The 18,180-nt window shown below is 60.9% G+C and carries 14 protein-coding genes; 7 read left to right on the top strand and 7 right to left on the bottom strand.

What is annotated here, in order from left to right; translation table 11 throughout:
* Positions 1 to 14: 14 nt before the first annotated feature.
* Positions 15 to 236, bottom strand: a complete 222-nt coding sequence (cspD, locus tag L085_RS20000; RefSeq protein WP_004928349.1) for a cold shock-like protein CspD — start codon at positions 234 to 236, stop codon at positions 15 to 17.
* 355 nt (positions 237 to 591) lie between these two features.
* On the opposite strand from cspD, the gene clpS reads away from it, so the two are divergent.
* Positions 592 to 912, top strand: a complete 321-nt coding sequence (clpS, locus tag L085_RS19995; protein ID WP_004928347.1) for an ATP-dependent Clp protease adapter ClpS — start codon at positions 592 to 594, stop codon at positions 910 to 912.
* A gap of 27 nt (positions 913 to 939) precedes the next feature.
* Positions 940 to 3,219 carry an ATP-dependent Clp protease ATP-binding subunit ClpA gene (gene clpA / locus L085_RS19990; protein ID WP_004928343.1) on the top strand — a complete coding sequence of 760 codons (2,280 nt, stop codon included), beginning with the start codon at positions 940 to 942 and terminating at the stop codon, positions 3,217 to 3,219.
* 207 nt (positions 3,220 to 3,426) lie between these two features.
* Here the strand turns inward: clpA and infA are convergent, their stop codons facing one another.
* The 5 genes from infA to trxB form a co-directional block, all read right to left on the bottom strand.
* Positions 3,427 to 3,645 carry a translation initiation factor IF-1 gene (gene infA, locus L085_RS19985; protein ID WP_002211347.1) on the bottom strand — a complete coding sequence of 73 codons (219 nt, stop codon included), beginning with the start codon at positions 3,643 to 3,645 and terminating at the stop codon, positions 3,427 to 3,429.
* 105 nt (positions 3,646 to 3,750) lie between these two features.
* Positions 3,751 to 4,476: a leucyl/phenylalanyl-tRNA--protein transferase gene (gene aat / locus L085_RS19980; RefSeq protein WP_015377315.1), complete on the bottom strand. Its 726-nt coding sequence runs from the start codon at positions 4,474 to 4,476 to the stop codon at positions 3,751 to 3,753.
* Between the two features lie 29 nt (positions 4,477 to 4,505).
* Positions 4,506 to 6,245 (bottom strand): cysteine/glutathione ABC transporter ATP-binding protein/permease CydC, encoded by a 1,740-nt coding sequence (cydC, locus tag L085_RS19975; RefSeq protein ID WP_044031540.1) that lies wholly within the window; start codon positions 6,243 to 6,245, stop codon positions 4,506 to 4,508.
* A 2-nt stretch (positions 6,246 to 6,247) separates the two neighbouring features.
* Positions 6,248 to 8,014 (bottom strand): cysteine/glutathione ABC transporter permease/ATP-binding protein CydD, encoded by a 1,767-nt coding sequence (gene cydD, locus L085_RS19970; protein WP_044031539.1) that lies wholly within the window; start codon positions 8,012 to 8,014, stop codon positions 6,248 to 6,250.
* A gap of 240 nt (positions 8,015 to 8,254) precedes the next feature.
* Positions 8,255 to 9,226 (bottom strand): thioredoxin-disulfide reductase, encoded by a 972-nt coding sequence (trxB, locus tag L085_RS19965; RefSeq protein WP_004928321.1) that lies wholly within the window; start codon positions 9,224 to 9,226, stop codon positions 8,255 to 8,257.
* 654 nt (positions 9,227 to 9,880) lie between these two features.
* Between trxB and lrp the strand changes: the two genes are divergently transcribed.
* From lrp to serS, 5 genes are all read left to right on the top strand, one after another.
* Positions 9,881 to 10,375, top strand: a complete 495-nt coding sequence (gene lrp, locus L085_RS19960) for a leucine-responsive transcriptional regulator Lrp (protein ID WP_004928318.1) — start codon at positions 9,881 to 9,883, stop codon at positions 10,373 to 10,375.
* A 120-nt stretch (positions 10,376 to 10,495) separates the two neighbouring features.
* Entirely contained in the window at positions 10,496 to 14,176 is a 3,681-nt protein-coding gene (locus tag L085_RS19955; RefSeq protein ID WP_044031538.1) for a DNA translocase FtsK 4TM domain-containing protein, read from the top strand.
* Between the two features lie 195 nt (positions 14,177 to 14,371).
* The gene (lolA, locus tag L085_RS19950) at positions 14,372 to 14,983 is read left to right on the top strand and encodes an outer membrane lipoprotein chaperone LolA (RefSeq protein ID WP_015377319.1); all 612 of its coding nucleotides are present in this window, start codon (positions 14,372 to 14,374) and stop codon (positions 14,981 to 14,983) included.
* Positions 14,984 to 15,050: 67 nt separating this feature from the next.
* Complete coding sequence (locus L085_RS19945; protein ID WP_049870719.1) at positions 15,051 to 16,337, top strand: replication-associated recombination protein A; 1,287 nt, start codon at positions 15,051 to 15,053, stop codon at positions 16,335 to 16,337.
* A 109-nt stretch (positions 16,338 to 16,446) separates the two neighbouring features.
* Complete coding sequence (gene serS, locus L085_RS19940) at positions 16,447 to 17,739, top strand: serine--tRNA ligase (protein WP_044031537.1); 1,293 nt, start codon at positions 16,447 to 16,449, stop codon at positions 17,737 to 17,739.
* Between the two features lie 53 nt (positions 17,740 to 17,792).
* On the opposite strand, the gene L085_RS19935 is transcribed toward serS, so the two are convergent.
* Complete coding sequence (locus L085_RS19935) at positions 17,793 to 18,158, bottom strand: DUF1801 domain-containing protein (protein WP_044031536.1); 366 nt, start codon at positions 18,156 to 18,158, stop codon at positions 17,793 to 17,795.
* Positions 18,159 to 18,180 lie beyond the last annotated feature (22 nt).

The following is an 18,180-nucleotide window of genomic DNA, read 5'->3' as shown; positions in this document are numbered from 1 at the left end:
GCTGCCGGAAGCGTTTAGGACAGCGCCTCGCTTTCCACCGGCACAATCAGACTGGCATGGTTCCCTTTTGGCCCTTGATGCACGTCGAAGCTGACCTGCTGGCCCGCCTTCAACGTTCTGTAACCATCCATCTTGATTGTGGAATAATGCGCGAAAATATCTTCGCCGCCGCCGGCTGGGCAGATGAAGCCAAAACCTTTGGCGTTGTTAAACCATTTAACAGTACCCGTCTCCATGCTTTTACATCCCTCGCAACGCTATTTTAAGTGAGATGAATAACTGAATTCGCACCCGCCGTGGGCGGGTAGCAGGGTGGACAAGGGGTGGTTAAAAGACCACCAGCCACGAATTTACACTCTAGAGCAAATGATCGGGGCGTCAAGGGATCGGCTTTTGTCGGCGGGGAGCAGTTCACCAAAGTTTGAAGCAGGTAACGCTATTGCCACGATTCAGTCACAATTGGCCCGTTTTTTTGCGCACGTTACAGTGCGGCGGGACGATGGCGAAGATGATAAAATAGTAACTATCCCCACTTTGAATAACCGAAACCTGTCCCCATATCATTGGGCAGAGCAGAGAAGATGAGCAGCGATGGGCAATAACAACGACTGGCTAAATTTTGAACACTTGGCCGAAGAAAAACAAATCGATGCGGTAAAACCGCCGTCTATGTATAAAGTTATACTTAACAACGACGATTACACACCGATGGAATTTGTGATTGACGTTCTGCAAAAGTTCTTTTCTTATGATATTGAACGCGCAACGCAACTGATGCTCACGGTCCACTATCAAGGCAAGGCGATCTGTGGTGTTTTCACCGCCGAGGTGGCGGAAACCAAAGTCGTCCATGTGAACCGGTACGCAAGGGAGAACGAGCATCCGTTGCTTTGTACGCTGGAAAAAGCCTGAATAAGGCAATCTATTGGGGAGGTGCTTATGCTCAATCAAGAACTGGAACTCAGTCTCAACATGGCTTTCGCCAGAGCGCGTGAGCACAGACACGAGTTTATGACCGTGGAGCACCTGTTGCTGGCGTTGCTGAGCAACCCTGCCGCGCGAGAAGCGCTCGAGGCATGTACGGTGGATCTGGCCGCGTTGCGCCAGGAGCTGGAAGCCTTCATCGAACAAACCACACCGACGCTGCCCGCCGGCGAAGAAGAGCGCGACACTCAGCCGACGCTCAGCTTCCAGCGCGTGCTGCAGCGCGCGGTCTTCCATGTGCAATCTTCCGGCCGCAGCGAAGTCTCCGGCGCCAACGTGTTGGTGGCCATCTTCAGCGAGCAGGAGTCGCAGGCGGCCTATCTGCTGCGCAAGCACGACGTCAGCCGTCTCGACGTGGTGAACTTCATTTCACATGGCACGCGTAAAGACGAGCCGGGCCAAGCGCCGAATGCGGAAAACCCGGTGAACGAAGAGCAGTCCGGAGGGGAAGACCGTATGGAAAACTTCACCACCAACCTCAATCAGTTGGCCCGTGTGGGCGGCATCGATCCGTTGATCGGCCGCGATCGTGAGCTGGAGCGCGCGATTCAGGTGCTGTGCCGCCGTCGTAAAAACAACCCGCTGCTGGTCGGCGAATCCGGCGTGGGCAAGACCGCGATCGCCGAAGGCCTGGCCTGGCGTATCGTGCAGGGCGACGTACCGGAAGTGATGGCGGACTGCACGCTGTATTCGCTGGATATCGGTTCACTGCTGGCCGGCACCAAATACCGCGGCGACTTCGAGAAGCGCTTCAAGGCGCTGCTCAAACAGCTGGAACAGGATCAGAACAGCATCCTGTTTATCGATGAAATTCACACCATCATCGGCGCCGGTGCGGCTTCCGGTGGGCAGGTGGATGCCGCCAACCTGATCAAACCGCTGCTGTCGAGCGGCAAGATCCGGGTGATCGGCTCGACCACCTACCAGGAGTTCAGCAACATCTTCGAAAAGGATCGCGCTTTGGCGCGCCGCTTCCAGAAGATCGATATCACCGAACCGACGGCGGAAGAGACCGTTCAGATCATCAACGGCCTGAAGGCCAAGTATGAAGCGCACCACGACGTGCGTTATACCGCCAAGGCGATCCGCGCCGCGGTGGAGCTGTCGGTGAAATACATCAACGATCGTCATCTGCCGGACAAGGCGATCGACGTGATCGACGAGGCGGGCGCCCGCAGCCGGTTGATGCCGGCCAGCAAGCGCAAGAAAACCGTCAACGTGGCCGATATCGAATCCGTGGTGGCGCGCATTGCGCGCATCCCGGAGAAAACCGTGTCGGCCAGCGATCGCGACGTGCTGAGAAATCTGGGCGATCGCTTGAAGATGCTGGTATTCGGCCAGGATCAGGCAATCGAGGCGCTGACCGAAGCGATCAAGATGAGCCGCGCCGGTCTGGGCCACGAGCGCAAGCCGGTCGGTTCCTTCCTGTTTGCCGGGCCGACCGGGGTCGGCAAAACCGAGGTCACCGTACAGTTGGCCAAGGCGATGGATATCGAGCTGCTGCGTTTCGACATGTCCGAGTACATGGAGCGGCATACCGTCAGCCGCCTGATCGGCGCGCCTCCGGGCTACGTCGGTTACGATCAGGGCGGGCTGCTGACCGATGCGGTGATCAAGCATCCGCATGCGGTGGTGCTGCTCGATGAGATCGAGAAGGCGCACCCGGACGTGTTCAACCTGCTGCTGCAGGTGATGGACAACGGCACGCTGACCGACAACAACGGCCGCAAGGCGGATTTCCGCAACGTGATCCTGGTGATGACCACCAACGCCGGGGTGCGGGAAACCGAACGCAAGTCGATCGGTCTGGTGCAGCAGGACAACAGCACCGACGCGATGGAAGAGATCAAGAAGGTGTTTACGCCAGAGTTCCGCAACCGTCTGGACAACATCATCTGGTTCAACCATCTGTCTACCGAGGTGATCCAGCAGGTGGTCGACAAGTTTATCGTCGAACTGCAGGCGCAGCTGGATGCGAAGGGCGTCTCGCTGGAGGTGAGCGACGAAGCGCGCGATTGGCTGTCGGTGAAGGGCTACGACCGTGCGATGGGCGCTCGTCCGATGGCGCGCGTCATGCAGGAAAACCTGAAGAAACCGCTGGCCAACGAGTTGCTGTTCGGCTCGCTGGTGGACGGCGGTTCCGTGAAGGTCGAGCTGGACAAGGACAAGAAACAGCTGACCTACCACTTCCTCAGCGCCGCCAAGCGCAAAGCGGACGAGGGCGCGGTGCACTAAGGCCGCCTTCAGGCAAAGAAAAAGCGATGCTTCGGCATCGCTTTTTTTATGGGTGAGATTCACCGTACAGCAGAAACGAGTGAGCCCTCTCAGTTTACCTGCGCACCTGCAACCCGTTGTGTAACGTCGCTGCGGGGGTAAACGGAAAGGGCTCCCGAGGGATATTACATCCTCGATGCCGCCAGCGTGTGGCGCGCGGTGAGCCGATTAACGGCTACGGAAGACAATGCGGCCTTTGCTCAGGTCGTACGGGGTCAGCTCTACAGTGACTTTGTCGCCCGTCAGGATGCGGATATAGTTTTTACGCATTTTACCGGAGATGTGTGCGGTTACCACGTGCCCGTTTTCCAATTCAACGCGGAACATGGTGTTCGGCAGCGTATCAAGAACGGTGCCCTGCATTTCAATATTGTCTTCTTTGGCCATCGAATCCTCTAGGTCTAACTACCTTAGTTTTTAACCGGCAAGATAATGCCGAAAAACCCCCATTATGTAAAGATGTGTCGGTGAACATTGCACCGTTTCCACCAATTAGTTTGCTGGGCAGGGCGGTTCAACCGGCTGTGGGGATATGACTTGCGGCGCCCAGCACGCCGGTGCCAAAGGCCGCCGTTGAAGGGTGCTGAGCTGCTGCAAAAATTGACGGCGCGGAATTTCACGCGCGCCAAGGCGGGCAGTGTGAGCGTTCAGCACCTGGCAGTCAATCAATTCCCCGCCATAAGCGGCAAAATGGCGGCAAAAGGCCATCAATGCGCATTTTGAGGCGTTGGTGACGCGGCTGAACATCGATTCGCCGCAGAACAACGCGCCCTGCGCCACGCCGTACATGCCGCCGACCAGTTGATCATCCTGCCATACCTCCACCGAGTGCGCGTAGCCGAGGCGATGAAGATGTTGATAGGCGCGCTGTACCTCCGGGCCGATCCAGGTGCCTTCATCCGGCCGGTGGGCGCAGGCGGCGATCACTGAGGCGAAGTCGTGATTAAGCGTGATGCGAAACGGATCGTGGCGCAGAAAGCGTTTCAGGCTGCGGTTGAGATGAAACTCGGCCGGGAACAGCACCGCACGCGGATCGGGTGACCACCACAGAATCGCTTCCCCCGGCGAGTACCAGGGGAAGATGCCGCGCTCGTAGGCTGCCAGCAGCCGTGGCGCCGTCAGGTCGCCGCCGATCGCCAGCAGGCCGTTGGGATCGCGCAGGGCGCCCTCAGGCGAGGGAAACGCCAGCGACTGAGGGGAAAGCTTAACGATGCGCATACAGGGTTTCTGCGTCCTCTACGGGCCGATTACGGCGCCAGGTTGCTGATACGGTTGCGAAAGCGGGCATAGCGGCCCTGCTGGCGCATTAGGGCGGCGTGATCGCCCTGTTCGACAATTTGGCCGTCATCCATTACGCAAATGCGATCGAGATGCTCCAGGCCGTACAGGCGGTGCGTCACCAGGATCAACGTCTTGCCCTGACAATGCCGGCGCAGCAGCGCCAGGATCTGCTGCTCGGTCTCGGCGTCCAGCCCTTCGGTGGGTTCGTCAAGCAACAGCAGCGGGGCAGGGTGCAGCAGCGCGCGGGCGATGCCCAGCCGGCGCTGTTCGCCGCCGGACAGCTGCCGGCCGCCTTCCCCCAGCCAGGCGTTCAGCCCGCCGTCGCTGTCCAGCAATTTGCCGAGCCCCACCTGCTGCAACACCTCGCTCAGGCGAGCGTCGCCGGCATCCGGTGCGGCCAGCCGCAGGTTTTCCCGCAGCGTATCGCTGAAGATATGCACTCGCTGGCTGACGACCGTGGTCATTCGACGCAGCGTGGTTTCATCATAATCTTCCAGCGGTTCGCCGTTGAGCAGAATTTTTCCGCCGTCGGTGCGCCAGGCGCGGGTCAGCAGCTGCAGCAGGGTGGACTTGCCGCAGCCGGTGCGGCCGAGCAAGGCGATGTGTTCGCCGGCTGCCACCTCGAGCGTGACGTCGCGCAGCACCGACTGCGGCTGATCGGGGTAGGTGAAACTCAACTGCCGCAGGCTAAGCTGAGCCCGGTCGGCGGCGGCCGGGCCGACGGCCGGGAAGGAGACTTCCGGTTGGCGATCGATGATCTGTTTGACCCGCGTGGCGGAGGCGATCACCTGGCCGAGGTGCTGGAAGGCGCCGGCCACCGGCATCAGCGCTTCGAACGACGCCAGCGCGGCGAAGACAAACAGCGCGATCAGCGCGCCGGGTTGGGTATCGCCGCCGATGCCGGCGGCGGTCAGCCACAGCAGCAGCGTCACCGTCAGCCCGCTGGCGAGGATCATCAGCGCCTGCGCCTTGCCGCTCAGCGAGGCCTGCTGCCACTGGCGGCGTTGCCACAGCTGTTCGGTGGCGGTCAGCGTCTGGCGGAAGTCGTTGACGGCGCCGAACACCACCAGCTCCGCCTGCCCCTGCAGCCAGGCGGTCAGGTCGGTGCGGTATTGGCCGCGCAGGGCGGTGAGTTGCCCGCCGATCGGTTTGCCGGCGCGATAGAACACCGGCGGCACCAGCAGCAACAGCAGCAACAGTATGCCGCCCAGCGTCAGGGCGAGCGCTGGATCCAGCCAGCTCAGGCCGTAGGTGACCACCAGGATCACCACCGCCGCGCCTACCAGCGGCGAGATCACCCGCAGATAAAGGTGATCCAGCGTGTCCACGTCCGCCACCAGGCGATTGAGCAGGTCGGCCTGGCGGAAACGGGCGATGCCGCCAGGCGTCAGCGGCAGGATCTTGCTGAAGGTGAACACCCGCAGGTGCGACAGCACGCGGAAGGTGGCGTCGTGGCTGACCACGCGCTCGGCGTAGCGCCCGGCGGTGCGGAAGATCGCCGCGCCGCGCACGCCGGCGGCCGGCAGCATATAGTTGAAGGTCAGCAGGCCCGCCAATCCGGCCAGCGAAGAGGCGGCCAGGAACCAGCCGGAGAGCGCCAGCAGGCCGATGCTGGCCAGCAGGGTGACGATCGCCAAAAGGATGCCCAAGCTAATCAGCAGGCTATGGCGGCGATACAACGCCAAAAACGGCAGCAAAACGCGCATGATTAAAGCTCCCCGCGGCGATGGGCGATCAGAGTGGCGAACAGGCCCGGCTGGGCGCTGAGGGTGGCGTAATCGCCCTGTTGCACGATGCGCCCGTTATCCATCACCCAAATCTGATCGTAGTCTTCGGTATCTTCCAACTGGTGCGTCACCAGCAGGGTGGTTTGCTGATGCGAAGCGGCATTCAACGCCTGCATCACCCGTTGTTCGCTATGGGCATCGAGGCTGGCGGCCGGTTCATCCAGCAGCAGCAAGCGGCGCGGGCCGATCAGCGCCCGGGCGACCGCCACGCGCTGCGCCTGGCCGACCGACAGGCGGGCGGCGTTGTCGCCCACTTCGGTGTCGAGCCCCTGCGGCAGATACGGCAACAGTTCGCTGACGTAGGCGTGTTCCACCGCCTGCTGCAGCTGCGCTTCGTCGGCCTGTGGGCAGCCCAACAGGATATTGGCGCGCAAGGTTTGCGCCGGCAGGTGCGGGTTCTGCCCGACCCAGCTGAGCTGTTGACGCCAGTTCTCTGCGGACAGTTCACGCAGCTCGACGCCGTTGACGGTCAACGACCCACGGTAGGGCAGGAAGCCGAGCAGCAGATTGAGCAGCGAGCTTTTACCGGCGCCGCTCAGCCCGACCAGCGCCACGCGCTGCTGCGGTTGCAGGGTGAAACTCAGCGGCCCGGCCAGCAGCACGCCGTTCGGCGACAGGATTTCCAACGCGTTCGCCTGCAGCGTCAGCGGTTGATCGGCGGGCAGCTGCCGCGTGCCGTTGCCCATCTGCTCGCCTTCGGCGCTGAGGAAGGTTTCCAGCGCCTCCGCCGCGCCGACCGCCTGTGCTTTGGCATGGTAGAAGGTGCCGAGATCGCGCAGCGGTTGGAAAAACTCCGGCGCCAGAATCAGCACCAGAAAACCGGAAAACAGCGTTACGCCGAGGCCGTAGCTGCCGAAATTGAGTTCGCCGAGGTAGGAAAAACCGAAGTACACCGCCACCACGGCGATGGAAATCGAGGCGAAGAACTCCAGTACGCCGGAAGAAAGGAAGGCCATGCGCAGCACTTCCATGGTGCGGCTGCGGAAGTCTTCGGAGGATTTGGCGATTTGCGCGGTTTCGGCCTGCGCGCGGTCGAACAACCGCAGGGTGTCCAGGCCGCGCAGGCGGTCGAGGAAGTTGCCGCTCAATCGCGCCAGTGCCACGAAGTTGCGGCGGTTGGCGTCGGCGGCCCCCATACCGACCAGCGCCATGAACAGCGGGATCAGCGGCGCGGTCGCCAACAGAATCAAACCGGCGGCCCAATTGATCGGGAAAACGGCGATCAGGATCAGCAGCGGGATGAAGACCGCCAGATACATCTGCGGCAGATAGCGCGAGTAATAGTCCTGCATATCCTCGATCTGCTCGACGATGATGCTGGCCCAACTGCCCGCCGGTTTGCCCTGGATCCAGGCCGGGCCGAGCTGCTGCAACTTATCCAGCACCTGCTGGCGCATGCGCTGACGGATCACCTGGCCACACTGGAAACCGACCCGCTCCCGCAGCCAGCTCAACAGCGCCCGCAATGCGAACGCGGCGGTCAGCCAGATAAACGAAGGGAGCAGCTGTTCACGTGGGGTATGTTCGATGATCAGGGCGTGCAGCAGGCTGGCCAGCAGCCACGCCTGCGCCACGATCAGCAGGCCGCTGAACAGCCCCAACAGCATGGAAAGGCGCAGCCAACGCTGCGCCAACGAACTCTGGGTTTTAAGCCAACGGGTTAACTGTTGCTGTCTGGTTTTTTTCATCAGATATGCGTCTGCGTCGCCGGTGCCCGTTTGTTACAGGCTGGGTTAACGTACTGTTAAATAATAGTGTTTGGCGCAATCGGCGACAAACAAGCGAGGTCCCATGTTACCTCGTCACCCGGCAGACTGAAAATAATAAAGCGGCCAAATGTGGCTATAACAGACGCGGGAAGGAGAGTGCGGAGGGGGGAAACAAAAAAAGCGGCCCGAGAGCCGCTTTTTGCTGATGACGAGAAAGTCTTAGCAGACTTCTGCGCCGGCGATGCCGTCCAGGTAACGTTCTGCGTCCAGCGCCGCCATACAGCCGGTGCCGGCGGAAGTGATCGCCTGGCGGTAGACGTGATCCATCACGTCGCCTGCGGCGAAGACGCCGGGGATAGTGGTTTGGGTCGCATTGCCGTGAATGCCGGACTGTACCTTGATGTAGCCGTTTTCCAGCTCCAGCTGGCCGCCGAAGATGCCGGTGTTCGGGCTGTGGCCGATAGCGATGAACACGCCGGCCAGTTCCAGTTCACGGGTTTCGTTTTCCGCTTTGGTGCTGCGGATGCGCACGCCGGTCACGCCCATTTCATCGCCCAGCACTTCGTCCAGCGTATGGTCGGTGTGCAGCACGATGTTGCCGCTTTTCACTTTTTCCATCAGCCGGTCGATCAGGATCTTCTCCGAGCGGAAGCTGTCGCGACGGTGGATCAGGTGAACCTCGGCGGCGATGTTGGACAGGTACAGCGCCTCTTCAACGGCGGTGTTGCCGCCGCCGACCACCGCGACTTTCTGGTTGCGGTAGAAGAAACCGTCGCAGGTCGCGCAGGCGGAAACGCCTTTGCCCTTGAAGGCGTCTTCGGAAGGCAGGCCAAGGTAGCGGGCGGAGGCGCCGGTCGCGATGATCAGCGCGTCGCAGCTGTATTCGCCGCTGTCGCCGAACAGGCGGAACGGACGCTGCTGCAGATCGACGCTGTTGATATGATCGAAGACGATTTCAGTCTGGAACTTCTCCGCGTGCTCGCGCATGCGCTCCATCAGCGCCGGGCCGGTCAGGCCTTCGGCGTCGCCCGGCCAGTTTTCCACTTCGGTAGTGGTGGTCAGCTGGCCGCCTTGCTCCAGACCGGTGATCAGCACCGGATTCAGGTTGGCGCGCGCCGCGTAGACGGCGGCGGTGTAACCGGCCGGGCCGGAGCCCAGAATCAGTAATTTGCTATGTTTAGCCGTGCCCATGAATAACCTCTTTATTCCACAATGGCGGACAATGAAGCCGATTGTAGGGAAAATGGCGCAGTAAAAAAAGCGCCGGGCGACGTTGTTAACGATTTGTATGATAGTTGTCGCCTATTAATGCACCCGCTGTCGGCAAATCGTACGCCGAACGCAGAAATTTACCTTATCAAAGCCGCATTCGGCCGCTGAATCGCCAACCGCGCAAAAACGGCGCATTCTGCGACTTCAGCCGCTCCCCGCCGGGGTTTATCTGCCAGCGATTCATAACCAAAAATGGGATGCAGACTTTTCGTGACGGTACGTTGTTCTGATTTTGCTTCTTTTACTTTGACAATCCGCTGCGCATTTGCGAAAACATCATAGGAAGAAGAAATTATCCCCGTAACACCAGCAAATCGTACGTATTTGCGCCGCGAGGCGGCAATGCGCGATGGGTGTGCGGAGCAGAGCGCGCAAGCGTTTGCTGATTTTTTCTCGACCTAAACGTCGTTACCTGCATCGCGCGGAGTTGGACAGACAGGCTGCGCGGCGTGGAATGATGGTAGTGAAGAAGCATATGACAGGCATCGGGTCTTCGCTTGGAACGAACCCTTACACATTGACGTTGGCTAGGGTGTGGCAAGTGCACGGAAGAAAATAAGAGAGACAATAATAATGGCAGACAACAAGAAACGCCCGGGTAAAGATCTTGACCGTATCGACCGCAACATCCTGAATGAGCTGCAGAAGGATGGGCGTATTTCGAACGTCGAGCTTTCGAAGCGCGTGGGGTTATCCCCGACACCATGTTTGGAACGCGTGCGCCGTCTCGAGCGCCAGGGTTTCATTCATGGCTATACCGCATTGCTTAACCCGCATTATCTGGATGCGTCCCTGCTGGTTTTCGTGGAGATCACGCTGAACCGCGGCGCGCCGGATGTGTTTGAGCAATTCAACTCGGCAGTGCAGAAGCTTGAAGAGATTCAGGAGTGTCATCTGGTTTCCGGCGATTTCGACTACCTGTTGAAAACCCGCGTACCGGACATGTCGGCTTACCGCAAATTGCTGGGCGAAACCTTGCTGCGTTTGCCGGGGGTTAACGACACCCGTACCTACGTAGTGATGGAAGAAGTGAAACAGAGTAACCGTCTGGTTATCAAAACACGGTAAGGTGCAGGTGCAAAACCTGATTAAATTGGTTACACTCCTGTTTATTCATACAGTTTCGGCGCCGGGGCAGTTTCTCGGCGCTGTTGCTATGTCAGCTAACAGGAACCTGGAGAGCCTTTCTTGAGCCAGGAATATACAGAAGATAAAGAAGTTACCCTGAAAAGACTCAGCAGTGGCCGGCGTTTGCTGGAAGCTGTGCTTATCGTGGTAGCGATTTTTGCCGTTTACCTCATGGCTGCGTTGGTCAGTTTCAATCCGTCTGACCCAAGCTGGTCGCAGACCGCGTGGCATGAGCCGATTCACAATCTGGGCGGCGGTGTCGGGGCCTGGTTGGCCGATACGCTGTTCTTCACCTTCGGGGTGCTCGCCTACGCGATACCGCCGATCATGCTGGTCCTGTGCTGGGCGGCTTATCGCCAACGCAGTAACAGAGACTACATCGACTATTTCGCGCTTTCCCTGCGCCTGATCGGCACCCTGGCGTTAGTGCTCACCTCCTGCGGGCTGGCGGCGCTGAACGTCGACGATCTCTATTACTTCGCTTCCGGCGGCGTGATAGGCAGCCTGCTGAGCAACGCCATGTTGCCGTGGTTCAACGGCATCGGCGCTACGCTGGCGCTGCTGTGCGTATGGGCGGCGGGGTTGACGCTGTTTACCGGCTGGTCCTGGCTGGTGATCGCCGAGAAGATCGGCGGGGCGGTGCTGGGCGTCGCGACGGTGATGACCAATCGCTCACGTCGCGAAGAGCGTTATTTTGAGGATGACGAGCGTTACGTCGACGACGAGCCTGAGCAGGCAGGGAAGGGCGCCGCCGCAGCGGTTGCCGCGACCGCCGCCGGAGCCGCGGCCGCCGATGACGACGTGCTGTTCTCCGCGCCTTCGGTCACCGAAAGCGCCAAAGCGGCGGCGGAAGACGCCGCCGATCCGTTGCTCAGCGGCCTGCGCGCCGACGATGGCGAGCTTGAAGCAGAAGCCGCATCCATCGCGCCGGCGGCTTCGCCTGCACCGGCGGTGAAGGCAGAGATCCACGAGCCCGTTGCAGCGCCGATCGCCACACAGGCGCCGTCGGTGACGGTGGCGCCGGCCGCGCCGGCCTCTGTCAATCAGCACCCGGTGAGCGCCCCGGCGCAAGACGCTACGCCGCCGCTGTATTCCTTCGAGATCCCGGAAGAAACGCCCGCGCCTAAGGCGACGCGTCCTGTCGATCCTTATCAGGATGACGATGAGCCGCGCCTCGGCAACTGGCAAGAGCCGGCCGCGCCGCAGCCGCCGGCGCGTTCTCCCTTTGATTTTACCGCCGCACAGCGTGACAGCGTCGACATCGGCAGTTCGAGCGGTTTCAGCGCCACCGGCGCCAAACCGCAGCCGGATACGGCGGCAGCCGCTGCTGCTGCAGGTGCCGCGGCGGCGACCTTTATGCCGGCCTTCACGGCGACCAGCGACGGCAATCCGCAGGTTAAGCAGGGCATCGGCCCTGAACTGCCGCGGCCGAATCCGGTGCGCATCCCGACCCGTCGCGAACTGGCTTCCTACGGCATCAAGCTGCCTTCGCAGCGTGCGGCCGAACAGGAGCAGCGCCAGACAGAGGCGGAGCCTCAGCAGCCGGCGGTGGTGAACCCGCAGGAAGAAGAGGCGCTACAGGAAGCCGCGCTGCGTCAGGCGTTTGCCGAGCAGCAAAGCCAGCGCTATGGCGAAAGCTACGCGTCTGAGCAACAAGATGACGAGAGCGCATTGCAGGAAGCCGAGCTGAGCAAGGCGTTTGCCGAGCAGCAGCACCAACGCTACGGCGAAGGCTATCAACAGGACGACGAAGAGGCGCAGCAAGAGGCCGCGCTGCGCCAGGCGTTCGCCGAGCAGCAGCAGGCGCGCTACGGCCAGCAAGCACCTGCTCCGCAGGCACCGGCCACCAGCCCGATCGATACCCGCAATGCTTTCAGCTTCTCGCCGATGGCGGATCTGGTGGACGATGGCCCGAGCGAGCCAATGTTCACGCTGTCCCCGCAGCTTGAAGAGCGCATTGAACAGCAAAGCGAGCAGGAGGACGATGTGCCGTTCGGTCAGTTTGAGCCTGTGGCGCCTGCGGCTCAACCTCAGCAATCGCATCAGCCGCCTCAACAATACCAACAGCCGCAGCCGCAGCAATACCAGCAGCCGCAGCAACAGCAGTATCAACAGCTGTCGCAGCCGCAATATCAGCCGTCGCAGCAACCGGCGCAGCAGCAGCCTCAGCAAGCTCAGGCCGAGCAACATCCGGCGATGGACAGCCTGATTCACCCGTTCCTGATGCGCAACGATCAGCCGCTGCAGAAGCCGACCACGCCGCTGCCGACGTTGGATCTGTTGACCGAAGCGCCGAAAGAGGTGGAGCCGGTCGATTCCTTCGCGCTGGAACAGAAGGCGCGCCTGGTGGAGGCCAGCCTGGCCGATTACCGCGTGAAAGCCGACGTGGTGGACATCCTGCCGGGGCCGGTCATCACCCGCTTCGAGCTGGATCTGGCGCCGGGCGTTAAAGCGGCGCGCATTTCCAACCTGTCGCGCGATCTGGCGCGCTCGCTGTCGACTTCGGCGGTGCGCGTGGTGGAAGTCATCCCCGGCAAGCCTTATGTCGGTCTGGAGCTGCCGAACGCCAAACGGCAAACGGTGTATCTGCGCGAAGTGCTGGATTGCCCGGCTTTCCGTGACAATCCGTCGCCGCTGTCCATCGTATTGGGTAAAGACATCTCCGGCGAACCGGTAGTGGCCGATCTGGGCAAAATGCCGCACTTGCTGGTCGCCGGTACCACCGGTTCCGGTAAGTCGGTCGGGGTCAACGCCATGATCCTGAGCATCTTGTATAAGGCCACGCCGAAAGAAGTGCGCTTTATCATGATCGACCCGAAAATGCTGGAGCTGTCGGTTTACGAAGGCATTCCACACCTGTTGACCGACGTGGTCACCGACATGAAAGACGCCGCCAACGCGCTGCGCTGGTGCGTGGGTGAAATGGAACGCCGCTACAAGCTGATGTCAGCTCTGGGCGTGCGTAACCTGGCCGGCTACAACGAGCGCGTCGATCAGGCCGAAGCGATGGGGCGTCCGATCCCGGATCCATTCTGGAAGCCGACCGACAGCATGGACATCACGCCGCCGGTGCTGGAGAAAGAGCCGTACATCGTGGTGATGGTCGACGAATTCGCCGATCTGATCATGACGGTGGGCAAGAAGGTCGAAGAGTTGATCGCTCGCCTGGCGCAGAAAGCGCGTGCGGCGGGTATCCACCTGGTGCTGGCGACCCAGCGTCCGTCGGTGGATGTGATCACCGGCCTTATCAAGGCCAACATCCCGACGCGTATCGCCTTTACCGTGTCGAGCAAGATCGACTCCCGCACCATCCTCGATCAGGGGGGCGCCGAGTCCTTGCTGGGCATGGGTGATATGCTTTATCTGGCGCCGAACTCCTCGATCCCGGTGCGCGTACATGGCGCATTCGTGCGCGATCAGGAAGTGCATGCGGTGGTCAAGGATTGGAAAGCGCGCGAGCGGCCCCAATATAAAGAGGGCATTCTCAGCGGCGGTGAAGACGGCGAGGGCGGTGCCGGCGGCGGCATGGACGGTGACGAAGAGCTGGATCCGCTGTTTGACCAGGCGGTGGATTTCGTGGTGGATAAACGCCGCGCCTCCATCTCCGGCGTACAGCGCCAGTTCCGTATCGGCTACAACCGCGCGGCGCGCATCATCGAACAGATGGAGGCGCAAGGCATCGTCAGTGAGCAGGGGCATAACGGCAACCGCGAGGTGCTGGCGCCGCCGCGGCATGACTGATGGTTTAGCCGTTGCAATTCAATAAGAAAGGGCCGCTTAAGCGGCCCTTGTGCAAAGAAGCGTAAACCCGTTTCTTCTCGGAACATTGGCCTACCGGCCGATCGCCGGCTTCAGGTAAAGTAACGGGAGTAAAGGGTTGATTGACCCGCACGGCGTCGCCCTGCGGTTAACGCATTTCATAAGGTATCTGGAATAATGAAAAAACTGTTAGTTGCCTGCTGTCTGCTTTCGGGATTCGCTTCTACCTCCGTGCTGGCCGATGCCGCACAGGATCTGCAAAGTCGCCTGGCGAAGGTGAACAGTTTCCACGCCAGCTTCTCGCAAACCGTGACCAGCGCCGAAGGCGCCGCGGTGCAACAGGGTGAAGGCGAGCTGTGGGTGAAGCGGCCGAACCTGTTCAACTGGCACATGACCTCACCCGATGAGAGCGTGCTGGTCTCCGATGGCCAAACCCTGTGGTTTTACAACCCGTTCGTCGAGCAGGTGACGGCGACCTGGTTGAAGAACGCCACCGGCAATACGCCGTTTATGCTGATCACCCGCAACAATGCCAGCGACTGGAAACAGTACAACGTGAAGCAAAAGGGCGATGATTTCGAGCTGACGCCGAAATCCGCCAGCGGCAACCTGAAGCAATTCGCCATCAGCGTGACCAACAGCGGCACCATCCGCAGCTTCGCCGCGGTGGAGCAGGATGGCCAGCGCAGCGCTTATACGCTGAAAAGCCAGCAGAACGTTGCCGCCGATCCGGCCAAATTCAAATTTACCCCGCCGAAGGGGGTGACGCTGGACGACCAGCGCCAGTGAGGTGCAAGTGAGTAATAATCTGTCGCTCGATTTTTCCCAGAACGAGTTCCAGCCGTTGGCCGCGCGCATGCGGCCGACCACGCTGGCGCAGTATATCGGCCAGCAGCATCTGCTGGCCGCCGGCAAGCCGCTGCCGCGCGCCATCGAGGCCGGGCAGCTGCACTCGATGATTTTATGGGGGCCGCCGGGCACCGGGAAGACGACGCTGGCAGAGCTGATCGGCCGTTATGGTCAGGCGGATGTCGAACGGATCTCCGCCGTGACCTCCGGCATCAAGGAGATCCGCGAGGCGATCGAACGGGCGCGGCAAAACCGCGACGCCGGCCGCCGCACTATTCTGTTCGTCGATGAAGTGCACCGCTTCAACAAAAGTCAGCAGGACGCCTTCCTGCCGCACATTGAAGACGGCACCATCACCTTTATCGGCGCCACTACCGAAAACCCGTCGTTCGAACTGAACTCGGCGCTGCTGTCGCGCGCCCGCGTGTATCTGCTTAAGGCGCTGACCGCCGAAGATATCGGCCAGGTGCTGGATCAGGCGATGAACGACAAGGCGCGCGGTTTTGGCGGCCAGAACGTCGAGCTGCCGGCGGAAACGCGCCGCCTGCTGTCGGAGTTGGTGGGCGGCGATGCGCGCCGGGCGCTGAACAGCCTGGAAATGATGGCGGACATGGCGGAGCTCGACGCCAAAGGCGTGCGGGTGCTGACGCCGCAGCTGCTGAAAGAGGTGTCGGGCGAGCGCAGCGCGCGCTTCGACAACAAGGGCGACCGTTATTACGACCTGATTTCCGCGCTGCATAAATCGGTGCGCGGCTCGGCGCCGGACGCCGCGCTGTACTGGTATGCGCGCATCATTACCGCCGGCGGCGATCCGCTCTATGTGGCGCGCCGTCTGTTGGCGATTGCCTCTGAAGACGTGGGCAACGCCGATCCGCGCGGCATGCAGGTGGCGATCGCCGCCTGGGATTGTTTCACCCGCGTGGGGCCGGCGGAGGGCGAACGCGCCATTGCGCAGGCGATTGTTTACCTGGCCTGCGCGCCGAAAAGCAACGCGGTTTACACCGCGTTCAAGGCCGCCATGCGCGACGCCAGGGAGCAGGCCGATTATGACGTGCCGGAGCATTTGCGCAACGCGCCGACCAAGCTGATGAAGGAGATGGGGCTGGGGGCGGAGTACCGTTACGCCCACGACGAACCCAACGCCTACGCCGCCGGCGAGAACTACTTCCCGCCCGAAATGGCCCATACGCGCTACTACCAACCGACCTCGCGCGGGCTGGAAGGGAAAATCGGCGAAAAGTTGGCATGGCTGGCTGAGCAGGATCAAAATAGCCCGACAAAACGCTACCGCTAGCGTGGCCGTTGCGGTAAGGTTAGCGGGTATCACTCTTCTTTTATGCGGCTATAAATCAGCCGCATAGAACAACAACACTTCTTTCAATAACAACAAGCACAGGATTAGCATGCTCGATCCCAATCTGCTGCGTAATGAGCTAGACGCAGTCGCCGTCAAACTGGCTCGCCGAGGCTTTAAACTCGATCTGGATCTGCTGCGTTCGCAGGAAGAACGCCGCAAAGTTCTGCAGGTAGAAACTGAAACGCTGCAAGCGGAACGCAACTCCCGATCGAAATCCATCGGCGCGGCCAAAGCGCGTGGGGAAGACATCGAGCCGCTGCGTCGCGAAGTGAACGAGCTGGGTGACAAGCTGGATGCCGCCAAGGCGGCGCTGGATGCGCTGCAAAGCGAGATCCGCGATTACGCCCTGACGCTGCCTAACCTGCCGGACGACGCGGTGCCGGATGGTAAAGACGACAGCGAAAACCTGGAAGTCACCCGCTGGGGCGAACCGCGCCAGTACGACTTCGCGGTGCGCGATCACGTCGATCTGGGCGAAATGGCCGGCGGGCTGGATTTTGCCGCCGCAGTTAAGCTGACCGGTTCGCGTTTCGTGGTGATGAAAGGGCAAATCGCCCGCATGCACCGCGCGCTGTCCCAGTTCATGCTGGATCTGCACACCGAGCAGCATGGCTATCTGGAGGCCTACGTGCCTTATCTGGTCAACCACGCCACGCTGTACGGCACCGGCCAGCTGCCGAAGTTCGGCGAAGATCTGTTCCATACCCGCCCGTTGGAAGAAGAAGTCGACAGCAGCAACTACGCGCTGATCCCAACGGCGGAAGTGCCGCTGACCAACCTGGTGCGCGACGAGATCGTGGAAGAGGAATCTCTGCCGCTGAAGATGACCGCACACACGCCATGCTTCCGTGCGGAAGCCGGTTCTTACGGCCGCGACACCCGTGGTTTGATCCGCATGCACCAGTTCGACAAGGTTGAAATGGTGCAGATCGTCCGTCCGGAAGATTCGATGGATGCCCTGGAAGAGCTGACCGGCCACGCGGAAAAAGTGCTGCAGCTGCTGAACCTGCCTTACCGCAAGGTGCTGCTGTGCACCGGCGACATCGGCTTCGGCGCGTGCAAGACTTACGATCTGGAAGTGTGGCTGCCGGCGCAGAACACCTACCGCGAGATCTCGTCCTGCTCCAACATGTGGGACTTCCAGGCGCGTCGCATGCAGGCGCGCTGCCGCAGCAAGGCCGACAAGAAACCGCGTCTGGTTCACACGCTGAACGGTTCCGGCCTGGCGGTCGGCCGTACGCTGGTGGCGGTGCTGGAAAACTACCAGCAGGCCGACGGCCGCATTCAGGTGCCTGAAGTGCTGCGTCCTTATATGGGCGGCCTGGAATACATCGGTTAAACGGCAAAGCATTTGAAAAAAGCGCCTGCGGGCGCTTTTTTTATGTCGGAAATTCAGTCTGTCGCCAGCGCGTAGGCTTGTTTAATGTAGTCCGCCAGGTGCTTGCTTTTCACTTCGGCGGGCGAGTGGAGCTTGATGTGCCGCCGATACTGGCCGTTGCCCTCGAGCAGGTGATAACGATCTTCCAGGCGGTAGCCCTGGCCGAACTCTACCGTGACGTGGCTGCGGTAGGCGAAAACGCCGCAGAAAAATTGAGTATGCGAGAACATGATGCCGCCGTATTTGACCGATTCGGTGATGCCACTGCCGCTCGCCGCAGCGACCCGGCGCACCTGTTGTACGATCTCCAGCAGCTCGCCGTGCGTGCTGCCGATGTCTGCCAGCAAGGTCTCGACCGCCGCATTATTTGCCTGACTCATCTCGCTTCTCCGTCGTTAAATC

It is taken from the genome of Serratia sp. FS14, from assembly GCF_000695995.1.
In the GTDB taxonomy this organism is placed as follows: Bacteria; Pseudomonadota; Gammaproteobacteria; order Enterobacterales; family Enterobacteriaceae; genus Serratia; species Serratia nematodiphila.
The sequence above is the reverse complement of the archived record's forward strand: the minus strand, read 5'-3'. Positions and strand labels throughout refer to the sequence as shown.